This window comes from Candidatus Thiodiazotropha sp. AKAK2 (assembly GCF_058244685.1).
On the sequence record NZ_JBSYOP010000022.1, the window covers coordinates 354,014 to 366,156 of the forward strand.

The window sequence follows — 12,143 nt, forward strand, 5'->3', positions numbered from 1 at the left end:
CCTTGGTTGCACGCCTTTTTTCGTATGAAAACACTGGTTTAGCATAATTTCCTAGCTGTTTCTGACGCAGCTTAGCAGTTCACGTATAGAATAAAGCTTTTCTGTAGCGACAAATCTGCTGTATAAACTCAGCTTAACTGTACCGCCACTTCGTCAAACCGATGATAGTATGCATGTTCAAAACCTTTTTTTAATCGGCCCGATGGGTGCCGGAAAGACCACGGTCGGCCGCCAACTGGCTGAGCATTTCCGGAAGGAGTTTATCGACTCCGACCTGGAGATCCAGCGGCGCACCGGTGTGGATATTCCAACGATTTTTGAGTTTGAGGGTGAGCAGGGTTTCCGCCTGCGTGAGCAGGAGGTGATCGACGAGCTGACCCAAAGAGAAGAGGTGGTGCTTGCGACCGGCGGTGGCGCGGTGATCAAAGAGCAGAATCGCAAAGTGCTCTCTTCCAGGGGGCTGGTGATCTATCTCCACTGTACGGTTGAGCAGCAATTTGAGCGAACCCATCGAGACAAAAACCGGCCTTTGCTGCAGACTGATGATCCAATGGCCAAACTCAAGTCGCTGATGGCTGAGCGTGACCCTCTCTACCGCCAGACCGCCGACCTGTTGATCAGTACCGAGGGCAGAAACACCCAGGCTGTGGTGCAGGATATTCGTAAGCAGATCAATACACTAAATTCGTAGGGTAGAAGTCTTGAGTAAGTATGAACAACGATTGGATGTGGATTTAGGCGATCGCAGCTATCCGATCTACATTGGTGAAGGAGTGTATGCCGAAGCCAATCACTATAAAGAGGCGATTCCAGGTCGCCAGGTGATGGTGGTGAGTAATGAAACGGTCGCTCCGCTCTATCTGGAACAGACTCTGAACGCATTGTCAGATTTCGATGTGGCCAGTTGTATCCTGCCGGATGGTGAGCAGTACAAGACGCTGGATATGGTAAACCGGATCTACAGCGCCATGCTTGAGCAACGTTTTACCCGACAGTCCACGCTGGTTGCGCTGGGTGGGGGTGTGATCGGTGATATGACCGGTTTCGCTGCAGCGACCTATCAACGGGGTGTCCACTTCATACAGGTGCCCACCACGCTGTTGGCCCAGGTGGATTCCTCCGTGGGGGGGAAAACCGGTGTCAATCACACGCTTGGCAAGAACATGATTGGGGCCTTCTACCAACCCCGTCTGGTGCTGGCGGATACCGCAACCCTCAGAACCCTGGATGACCGGCAGTTTGCCTCCGGACTGGCGGAGGTCATCAAATACGGATTGATTGTGGACGAGCCTTTCTACAGCTGGCTTGAAGCGCATATGGATGGTCTGCTTGCGCGGGATCCGGAGTTGTTGGCGTACGCCATCCAGGTCTCCTGTCGCTGTAAGGCGGATGTGGTCGAAGCGGATGAGAAAGAGGCCGGGCAGAGGGCATTACTCAACCTTGGGCATACCTTCGGTCACGCGATTGAAACCGGCATGGGCTATGGTGAGTGGCTGCACGGCGAGGCGGTGGCGACCGGCATGTGCATGGCTGCGGATCTCTCCTGTCGATTGGGGTGGATGTCACAGCAGGATTTTGATCGTACAGTCAGGTTGATTGAACGGGCCAAACTGCCGATAACGCCACCCAAGACATTAACCCCTGAGCGTTTCCTAGAACTTATGGCCGTCGATAAAAAGGTCATGGATGGCAAGTTAAGACTTGTTCTCATGAAAAAAATCGGCCAGTCTTTGGTTACAGATGATTTTGATCTGAAAAAACTCGAACAAACATTACAGCACTACGCTGACTGATCTCATTTATAACGGAAACAATTGTGTCTGATAGCAATGAGTTCTTTTCAACTCCAGAAGTCACCGCCCATCTCGACCTGATCCGTCACCTGATCGAGAATAGTGAATTGGTGCCGTTGGTTCGGGGTGCCGAGGGGAGCGGTAAATCACTGCTGGCATCCCGCTTACAGCAGATGGCTCCTGAGAATTGGATGGTCTGCCATTTTTCTGCTGAGCCAACCTTGCAACCTGAGCGGCTGCTGGCCTTCATCGCCCGTTGCAGCGGCCTGCCGGACATTGCCGGTGATCTCATGCAGCGCCTGGCGGATCGATTTGAAGTGCTGAGAAAGCGCGGCAGAACCCCGGTGCTATTGGTCGATGATGCACAGATGTTGCCACCCACCAGTCTGATGACCCTGTTGCGGCTGTTTGAACGACAGGTTGAAGGTGACCGGCTGGTGAGTATCGTGCTGTTCGCCGATGAGCAGATCGATCTACTTCTCTCCACCCCACAGCTGCAGGTGATGACCCCGCAATCGATTCAGGCTATCGATATGCCTGTACTGACCCGGCAGGAAGCTAATGGATTCATGGGGCATCTGCTCAAAAATGAGGGATTATCCGACAACTTTACCCTCGAAGAGACCAAGCTGAACCGTTTGTACAAGGAGACCGGCGGAGTGCCCGGACCTCTGGCAAGTGCGATTCTGAGTGAAGTTGGTATACAGGGAGAGGCAAAACCGGAGGCTTTGAGTGGCTACCGAAAACAGCTATTGATGATCGGTGTGTCGGTGGTGTCGGTGATTCTGTTGCTGTTGCTCCTTCAGGGGCCGATCAATTCTCTGTTCGAACCGATAGATGAGCCTCAGGCCGAACCTAAGGTAAGTCAGCCGGAAGCGGAGGATATCGTTCTACCACCGCCGGATGCGGTGGCGCAAAATCTCGTACCCAATCCAAATGCGCCAGTTGATCCGAATGAAACCGCTGACCTGGCCTCGATGACGCCGGCATTGGATGATCAACAGGTTGTTAAAGCTGCCGAGCCGGGATTGGCGGAAGTGGGCCAAAGCGGTATGGCTGAGCAGAGTCAGGAGCAGGTGAACAGAGTCGATCCGGTCTCCATGGACTACACGGCCGATGCGGCAGCCCCCACAGATGATGGAGAGGCTGAAGCTGGGAAGGCCGTTGAGCAAGAAGTCGTGGCTGAAGTTGGCGAGCTGGAAAAGTCAGCTGAAATGGTTGTTGAGACAGTTGAGCCCAGTGCATCCCCTGAAGCGCAGTTGAGCGAGCCTGCTCCATTGCCGGATCTGGTGCCTGCTGCGGAAGAAGTAACAGCTAATGTCACGACAGACAGCCCGCCGGCGGTGACAGCCGCTGACACCACTGTCGAGGCTGAGCCGGTTGAACCAATCGAGCCACCTGCGGTTGTCGCTGAGGTCAAAGAGGTGGGCGCGGAGCCGGTTGAGGTGGTTGCTCCGGTAACTGAACCTAAGGTCGAGACTGATCCTTTTGCCGAGTCGGCGGCCTGGATCAAGTCTCAGCCGGGGGAGAACTATACACTGCAGCTGATCGCGGTTGAGAATCTTGCCTCGTTAAATCGTTATATTTCACTCAATTCTCTTGATAATCAGGTTGTAACGGTGAAAACCCTGAGAAAGGGCGCACCCTGGTATGCGCTGATCTGGGGGTCCTTCGCCAATCGTGACCTGGCGCTGGCCGCACAGAGCGATCTGCCGGCAGCGGTACGCAAGGGGGGTGTGTGGGCCCGAAGTTTTGCTTCCCTGCAGAATCTTCCTTGAGTTAGCGGCCGCTCTATTGATGAGACAACTATCTGATTTTTAAACGATAACCTGGCAAACATCGGGGTGCCAGTTAAAACCATGTTTGAACAATGGTCTCATTTTTCCTGGACTGTATAATCTAGGGGCCAGTACACGGCGGTTTAGAATTGAAAATCCGATAGGCAAACTAAAAAAGTCTTAAGCTCTGGTCTGAGACGTAATTCTCAAGTATCCTTTCAGGTTCTGCGACACCGGGCGGCTTGATTCGCCGCCGTGAATTCCTTATTTCAGGTTATTTGCAAAACCTTCGGCGCGATCTAACAATCTGCCGGGGGCGGGCAAAATGAGGTTTGTGAAATGAGCCATGGTGCTTTACCACCAAAACAGGGACTCTATGATCCCGCCAATGAACATGACGCCTGTGGTGTTGGTTTTGTTGCCAACATCAAAGGGGTTAAAAGCCATCAGACCGTCCTTCAGGGACTGGAGATACTGGAGCGGCTTACCCACCGTGGCGCTGTAGGCGCGGATCCCAAGGCTGGGGACGGTGCGGGTATTCTGTTACAGATTCCTGATGCTTTTTTCCAGGCCGAGACCGGCTTCGACCTGCCGGAGAGTGGTGACTACGCCATCGGTATGGTGTTCCTGCCACAAAACAGCGACAGTCGGGCTGTAGCCGAAGACACCATCGAGGCGATGATCGCCGCCGAGGGTCAGAAACTGCTTGGCTGGCGCGAAGTGCCGGTCGATAACAAGGATCTTGGTTACAGTGTGATTCCCACGGAGCCTGTGGTGAAACAGGTGTTTGTCGAACGTGGTGACAACTGCGCTGATCAGGATGCCTTTGAACGTAAGTTGTTTGTGATCCGCAAGCAGATTGAAAACAAGATCGAACAGTCGGAGATGGAAGGAAGCAGTGATTTCTACTTCACCTCTTTCTCCTCCCGCACCGTGGTCTACAAAGGGATGCTGCTGGCGGATCAGGTGGGTGACTACTTTACCGATCTGACCGATGAGCGGATGATCTCGGCGCTGGCCCTGGTGCATCAGCGCTTCTCCACCAATACTTTCCCGACCTGGGATCTTGCCCATCCGTTCCGCATGATCGCCCACAATGGTGAGATCAACACCCTGCGTGGCAACGTCAACTGGATGCGGGCGCGTAAGAACTCCATGGCTTCGGCAGTGCTGGGTGACGATCTGGACAAGATCTGGCCATTGATCCCGGAAGGGCAGTCAGACTCTGCCTGTTTCGATAACGCCCTGGAACTGCTGGTGGCCGGCGGCTACAGCCTGTCTCACGCCATGATGATGCTGATCCCGGAAGCCTGGGGTGGCAACAAACTGATGGATGAGCAGCGTCGCGCCTTCTATGAATACCACGCGGCGATGATGGAGCCCTGGGACGGTCCGGCAGCAGTTGCCTTCACCGATGGTCGCCAGATCGGCGCCACCCTCGACCGTAACGGTCTGCGTCCCGCTCGCTACCTGATCACCGAAGACGATATGGTGGTGATGGCCTCCGAGATGGGTGTGCTGGATATCCCGGAAGAGAAGATCGTCAAGAAGTGGCGTCTGCAGCCAGGCAAGATGTTCCTCATCGACCTGGAGCAAGGGCGTATCATCGACGACGCCGAGATCAAAGCGGAACTGGCCAAGGCCAAGCCCTATCAGGATTGGCTGGATCAGACCCAGGTCCACCTGGATGCCCTGCCGGCGGATGTGGCGCCCATGGCGCCCAGTGATGAAGATCTGTTGGATGCCCAGCAGGCCTTCGGCTACAGTCAGGAGGATATCAAATTCCTGCTCACCCCGATGGTGGTGACCGGACAGGAAGCGACCGGCTCGATGGGTGCGGACAATCCGCCCTCGGTGCTGTCACTGAGAGCCAAGCATCTCTCCACCTACTTCAAACAGAACTTTGCCCAGGTAACCAATCCACCGATCGATCCGATTCGTGAGGAGCTGGTGATGTCCCTGGTCAGCCTGATCGGCCCGCGTCCCAATCTGCTGAATCTGGGTGACGCCGGCGATCATATGCGGCTTGAGGTCAGCCAGCCTGTGCTGACCAATGAAGACCTGGAACGGGTCCGTCACATCGAAGACAACACCGGTGGCGTGTTCCGTACCAAGACTCTGGATATCATCTATCCGGTGATGAACGGCGCCAAAGGCATGAAGCCTGCGGTGAAGGCGCTCTGTGAGCAGGCGGAGCGGAATGTCCGAGAGGGCTATAATATTCTGATCCTCTCCGACCGGAAAGTGGATGCTGACAACATAGCGATTCCCGCTCTGCTGGCCACCTCGGCTGTGCATCACCACCTGATCCGCAAAGGTCTGCGTACCGAATCGGGTCTGGTGCTGGAGACCGGTGGCGCCCTGGAAGTACACCACTTCGCCACCCTGGCGGGTTATGGTGCGGAAGCGGTCAATCCCTATCTGGCCTTCGATACCATTCAGAACCAGCTCGATACGCTGCCTGAGCCGCTCTCCTTCCACGAGGCGCAGAACCGCTACATCAAAGCGATCGGCAAAGGCTTGAAGAAGGTGATGTCGAAAATGGGCATCTCCACCTACCAGTCCTACTGCGGCGCTCAGATTTTCGACGCGGTCGGTCTCTCCAGCCAGTTTGTCAGTGATTACTTCACCGGTACCACCACCACCATCGAGGGTGCCGGCATGAGTGAAGTGGCAGCTGAAGCGGTGAAGTGGCACGACAAGGCGTTTGGCGATCAGCAGATCTACAAGAAGCACCTCGATGTGGGTGGTGACTATGCCTACCGTCTGCGCGGCGAGGACCACAACTGGACCCCGCAGACCATCGCCAAGCTGCAGCACGCAGTGCGCAGCAACGATTGGGACACCTATCAGTCCTACGCGGATGCGATCAACGAGCAAAACGAGATTCTCCTGACCCTGCGCGGTCTGTTCGAATTCAAAGCGGTGGATCAGCCACTCTCCCTGGATGAGGTGGAACCGGCGAGTGAGATCGTCAAGCGGTTCGCAACCGGCGCCATGTCCTTCGGCTCCATCTCCTATGAAGCCCATTCAACCCTGGCGGTGGCGATGAACCGCATCGGCGGTAAGTCCAACACCGGTGAGGGTGGTGAAGAGCCGGAGCGCTTCAATCCGCTGCCGGACGGCACAAGAAACCCGGAGCGTTCCGCCATCAAGCAGGTGGCATCCGGCCGTTTCGGTGTCACCAGTGAGTATCTGGTCAACGCCGATGATATCCAGATCAAGATGGCTCAGGGTGCGAAGCCCGGTGAAGGCGGTCAGCTGCCCGGCCATAAGGTCAATCAGCAGATTGCCCGGGTGCGCCACTCCACACCAGGGGTTGGTCTGATCTCTCCGCCACCTCATCACGACATCTACTCGATCGAGGATCTGGCTCAGCTGATCCATGATCTGAAGAACGTCAACCCGAATGCGCGGATCTCCGTCAAACTGGTCTCCGAAGTCGGAGTGGGCACCGTGGCTGCCGGGGTCTCCAAGGCCCATGCGGACCATGTCACCATCTCCGGTTACGACGGCGGCACCGGCGCCAGCCCGCTGACCTCGATCAAGCATGCCGGCTCTCCCTGGGAGATCGGCCTGGCCGAGACCCACCAGACCCTGGTGCTGAACAAACTGCGTGGCCGCATTGCGGTGCAGGCCGACGGCGGTATGCGTACCGGCCGGGATGTGGTGATCGCCGCCCTGTTGGGTGCGGACGAGATCGGTTTCGCCACCGCCCCGCTGATCGCGGAAGGCTGTCTGATGATGCGCAAGTGTCATCTCAACACCTGCCCGGTGGGTATCGCCACCCAGGATCCGGAGCTGCGCAAGCGCTTCACCGGTACCCCGGATCACGTGGTGAACTTCTTCTTCTTCGTCGCCGAAGAGGCGCGTCGTCTGATGGCTGAGCTGGGCTTCAAGAGCTGGAATGAGATGGTTGGCCAGAGCGATCGACTGGATATGCGCAAAGCGATCAACCACTGGAAGGCGAAAGGGCTTGACTACAGCAGACTGCTGAAGAAACCCGAAGCGACCGATGATGTGGCGATCTACAACTGCGAAGACCAGGACCACGGGCTGGACAGGGCGATCGATCACGAGTTGATCAAACAGGCCCAACCGGCAATCGAGTCCGGACAGCCGGTTAAGATCGAGATCGATATTCACAACTACAACCGGACCTTCGGCACCATGCTTTCAGGGCGGGTAGCCGAGAAGTACGGCCATGCGGGCCTGACCGACGACACCATCTATATCAAGGCCAAAGGTACCGCAGGACAATCCTTCGGCGCCTGGGTGGGCAAAGGCATCACCATCGAGCTGGCCGGTGAAGGTAACGACTATGTGGGTAAAGGTCTCTCCGGCGGCCGTCTGGTGATCTATCCACCACAAGAGTCGGCGATCGGCAAAGCGGAAGAGAACATCATCGTGGGCAACACCGTACTCTACGGCGCCATCGGTGGTGAGTGCTATTTCCGCGGTGTGGGTGGTGAGCGTTTCGGCGTGCGTAACTCCGGCGCCACCGCGGTCATTGAAGGCGTGGGTGACCACGGCTGTGAATACATGACCGGTGGTGTGGTGGTCTGTCTCGGACCGACCGGACGCAACTTCGCCGCAGGCATGTCCGGCGGTATCGCCTATGTGCTCGACGAAGTCGGCGATTTTGGCGATCGCTGCAACATGGCTCAGGTCGAACTGGAACCGATTGAGGAAGAGGATCAGGCGCTGGAAGCACTGGATCATCAGGGTGGCGATCTGGAGAGCCACGGCATGGTCGACCTCAGCCACGACATGACCCGCTTCGATGCGCTGCGCCTGAAGCAGCTGATCGAGCGTCATCATCACTACACCAACTCGGATGTGGCGAAGAACATTCTGGACAACTGGGAGACCATGTTACCGAAGTTCGTCAAGGTCATGCCGGTCGAGTATCGGCGTGCGCTGAAAGAGATGCAGGCAAAAAAGCGTGGTAGTTCAGCTGCCAGCCATGGGAGTCACTAAGCATGGGCAAGCCAACAGGTTTTAAAGAGATCGATCGTCAGGACCGGACCTATGCACCGGTGTCGGACCGGATCACTCACTACGAAGAGTTCGTCATCCCGCTGACCGATGAAAATGTCAGCCAGCAGGGTGCGCGCTGCATGGACTGTGGCATACCCTTTTGTCATCAGGGCTGCCCGGTGAACAACATCATTCCCGACTGGAACGATCTGGTCTACAAGGGCGACTGGCAGGCGGCCATCGATGTGTTGCACACCACCAACAACTTTCCCGAGTTCACCGGTCGTATCTGTCCGGCGCCCTGTGAGGCGTCCTGTACCCTGAATCTGGAAGACAACCCGGTCACCATCAAGACCATCGAATACAGCATCATCGAAAAGGCCTGGAGCGAAGGCTGGGTGAAACCGCAGATTGCCGATCATAAAAGCGGCAAACGGGTTGCAGTCGTCGGCTCCGGACCGGCCGGAATGGCCGCCGCCCAACAGCTCGCCAGGGCAGGGCATGGCGTAGTGCTGTTCGAAAAGCAGAACCGCATTGGCGGACTGCTTCGCTACGGCATTCCCGATTTCAAGCTGGATAAAAAGATCATCGACCGCCGCATGGCGCAGATGCGTACCGAGGGCGTGGAGTTCAAGACCAGCACCCACATCGGTGTGGATCTACCCGGCAGACAGCTGCTGGACGATTTCGATGCGGTCGTACTGACCGGTGGTTCAGAAAAGCCACGGGATCTGCCAATCCCCGGCCGTGAACTGAATGGCGTCCATTTCGCCATGGATTTTCTGCGCAGCAACAGCCACAGAGTGCAGGGCGACCATGTGGAGGATTTCATCTCCGCCGAAGGTAAAAACGTTGTGGTGATCGGCGGTGGTGATACCGGTTCCGACTGCATCGGCACCTCGAATCGTCATGGCGCCGCCTCGGTCACCCAGCTGGAAATTCTGCCCCAACCTCCGGAAAAAGAGGAGAAGGGCACCACCTGGCCCGACTGGCCCAACAAGATGCGCACCTCAAGCTCCCAGGAAGAGGGTTGCGAGCGGATGTGGCAGATCGCCACCAAGCGATTCATCGACGACGGGCAGGGCAACCTGGCCGGTGTCGAGTGCATCAAGGTCGAGTGGGAGAAGGATTCCGCCGGTAACTGGAAGATGAGCGAAGTCGATGGTTCAGAGTTCGAACTGAAAGCGGATCTGGTAACCCTTGCGATGGGTTTTGTCCATCCGGTGCATGTAGGCCTGCTGGAGGAGCTGGGCGTTGAACTCGATAACCGGGGCAACGTCAAAGCGGCCACTGAAGGGGGCACAGCCTACAAGACCTCCATCGACGGTGTCTTCACCGCAGGCGACATGCGCCGTGGTCAGTCATTGGTGGTCTGGGCCATCCGAGAGGGTCGTCAGTGTGCACGTGCGGTTGACGAATTCCTGATGGGAACCACTGATCTGCCATTGTGGTAAAACTTCATCGGCCCGGGCGCTCATCCCGGGCCGTTTCCACTGATTGACCATCCCCCTCTCTTTGTCGATTCAGCTGCTATTCACATCAGCGGCTAGCCTTTCTCAGATGCCCTGATATTCATAACTTCAACGATACGCGTTAGCACATTGTGGTAAGCGTCATGAATAAAAGGAACCTGCCATGCAGATACGTGAAGCAACCGAAGTTGATTTTGATGCTATCTGGCCAATCTTCAAAGAGATAGCTTCCGCAGGTGACACCTACGCCTACCCTAGCGATACAAGCAAAAACGAAGGGAAAAGGCTTTGGATGGATCTGCCGAGAAAAACTTATGTCGTGGTGGAAGATAAGAAAATCGTTGGCACCTATTACATCAAAACCAATCAGGCCGGACCGGGCAGTCATGTCTGTAATTGCGGTTATATGGTGCCATCTTCATCCAGAGGAAAAGGTCTTGCCACAGCCATGTGCGAACATTCGCAAGAAATAGCCCGCGAAATGGGCTACAAAGCCATGCAATTCAATTTTGTCGCCGCCGCCAATGAAGGAGCCGTGCAACTTTGGCAAAAGCTCGGTTTTAAAATTGTAGGGCGCCTGCCGGATGCGTTTAACCATCCGGTAAAAGGTTATGTTGATGCCTTGGTCATGTACAAATGGCTGGCATCTGGGTAGTAACGCAAGCGGCGTTTGAGGTGACAGATTGGATTGTTCCGGTGATTTAACGGTGTGTGTAGAAGAATTAAAAGCAGAGTAGCTTAGTTCGATTTTCCGTGAGAGCTTGCGTTTCAAGGATAAATGTTCTAGAAATGAAGCAACGTTAGATTCAGTACAATCACAGGGATGATTCTCTTTATGGAAATAGAGAAATCGATTGGTCCAACCGAGCCAGTAACATTCGCTGTCCACCAAATCGCCGGGATAGCAGATCAAAACAGGAAATTCTCGGCTCAAATCAGGGAATTTATTTCCCGGATCGATATTCAGAACATCCTCTACACTATCCAATATTGCAAAACGTCACACGCTTGTGAGGTTGGGCGATTCCAAAACCATGAACTCTATGGGCCGAGGCTCACTGTCGATGCCATTGCGCCGAAGCGCCTGGAGCAAGTTGTATACAATGAATCCATGTGTATCGATCTTGTTGCGAGACTGCCACTCGGAGAGTCTGGTACGTCCAGTAACGTAGTAGAGAAAACTCCCGGTAGTAAAAGCAGTATGGCGACCCAAACGGGAGTAGGAATATATATTTATAAACTGTTTAATATGTTGATGGAAGTTAAGATTGATTTTTTCTGGATTAGGGAAAAGAAGCGGGGCGTCATAATACGTTATATGTGCCGTCCACATAATCCACTGTTAGGGCATAAAAGGTAAGTAAAGTGCCAATCGAAGAAGAGCAAAAAGAACAATTAGCCTTTGGTATTAATCCAATTGTTCGTTGGGGGCTATCTTTGTTTTTTGCCCTTATCGCCATTTGGTGTCTTTACTATTACTACTCGTATCTTTCGTGCCCCGACGAGGTTGCTTCGCCAAGTGACCTGAACCTGTCAGTAATTCTCATTTTCTGTTTTTCTGTTCTATTTGTATTGCACATACCATGGGAAAAATACGGCCTTCGTATTAAACGAATTGGCGCACTTGAATTCGAACAAGTCGTTGAAACACAAGCTGCTGAGCACGCTGAAGACCTTTCCGAGGTAGAAGAGCGCCTTCTGAATTTAGAACAAGCAATGCGAGAAACTCACGAGGGTGTCCAGTTCAATGAAATGCTTGCCGAGCCAGAGTTGAGAAACTTACTTATCAGCTTCCTTTCTACTCATAATAGGTGGGCGTTTTCGCCCCTTAGAATCAGAAAATGGGGATCAAAACAGGCGGGGTTCGAGAATCTTAGCAACTACGATCCAGCTCTGCTTAGAAGCACATTAAGAAAGTTGGTGGCCGAAGGCGTGTTGGAAACTCGTGTTAGTAAAAAGGGTAATACCATTTATCGCATTGCGGAGTAAGGCCCTAACAAGCGACTGTGGCGTCAACCCGACTAATAAAAAGATCAATAAGCCCAAGTAACTTGATCTCTTACCATGGCATTCAACATAGTAATAAACTTTCGCATGCAGGCCGTTAATGCAACTTTTTT

At 54.5% G+C, this 12,143-nt stretch carries 8 protein-coding genes; all 8 read left to right on the plus strand.

Annotated elements, in window-relative coordinates; all coding sequences use genetic code 11:
* Positions 1 to 169: 169 nt before the first annotated feature.
* The 8 genes from aroK to AC4IE8_RS10450 all read left to right on the plus strand — a co-directional run bounded on the left by aroK (position 170) and on the right by AC4IE8_RS10450 (position 12,012).
* Positions 170 to 691 (plus strand): shikimate kinase AroK, encoded by a 522-nt coding sequence (gene aroK / locus AC4IE8_RS10415; protein ID WP_068994799.1) that lies wholly within the window; start codon positions 170 to 172, stop codon positions 689 to 691.
* Positions 692 to 701: 10 nt separating this feature from the next.
* The gene (aroB, locus tag AC4IE8_RS10420) at positions 702 to 1,793 is read left to right on the plus strand and encodes a 3-dehydroquinate synthase (protein ID WP_068994800.1); all 1,092 of its coding nucleotides are present in this window, start codon (positions 702 to 704) and stop codon (positions 1,791 to 1,793) included.
* Between the two features lie 23 nt (positions 1,794 to 1,816).
* Entirely contained in the window at positions 1,817 to 3,571 is a 1,755-nt protein-coding gene (locus AC4IE8_RS10425) for an AAA family ATPase (protein ID WP_490790958.1), read from the plus strand.
* Positions 3,572 to 3,910: 339 nt separating this feature from the next.
* Positions 3,911 to 8,551: a glutamate synthase large subunit gene (gene gltB, locus AC4IE8_RS10430; RefSeq protein ID WP_068994802.1), complete on the plus strand. Its 4,641-nt coding sequence runs from the start codon at positions 3,911 to 3,913 to the stop codon at positions 8,549 to 8,551.
* Between the two features lie 2 nt (positions 8,552 to 8,553).
* On the plus strand, positions 8,554 to 10,005 hold the full coding sequence (locus AC4IE8_RS10435) for a glutamate synthase subunit beta (RefSeq protein WP_490790959.1): 1,452 nt from the start codon (positions 8,554 to 8,556) through the stop codon (positions 10,003 to 10,005).
* A 181-nt stretch (positions 10,006 to 10,186) separates the two neighbouring features.
* Entirely contained in the window at positions 10,187 to 10,678 is a 492-nt protein-coding gene (locus tag AC4IE8_RS10440; RefSeq protein ID WP_068994804.1) for a GNAT family N-acetyltransferase, read from the plus strand.
* Positions 10,679 to 10,858: 180 nt separating this feature from the next.
* Complete coding sequence (locus AC4IE8_RS10445; RefSeq protein WP_490790964.1) at positions 10,859 to 11,383, plus strand: hypothetical protein; 525 nt, start codon at positions 10,859 to 10,861, stop codon at positions 11,381 to 11,383.
* A gap of 5 nt (positions 11,384 to 11,388) precedes the next feature.
* Positions 11,389 to 12,012 carry a hypothetical protein gene (locus AC4IE8_RS10450; protein WP_069003286.1) on the plus strand — a complete coding sequence of 208 codons (624 nt, stop codon included), beginning with the start codon at positions 11,389 to 11,391 and terminating at the stop codon, positions 12,010 to 12,012.
* Positions 12,013 to 12,143: the final 131 nt, after the last annotated feature.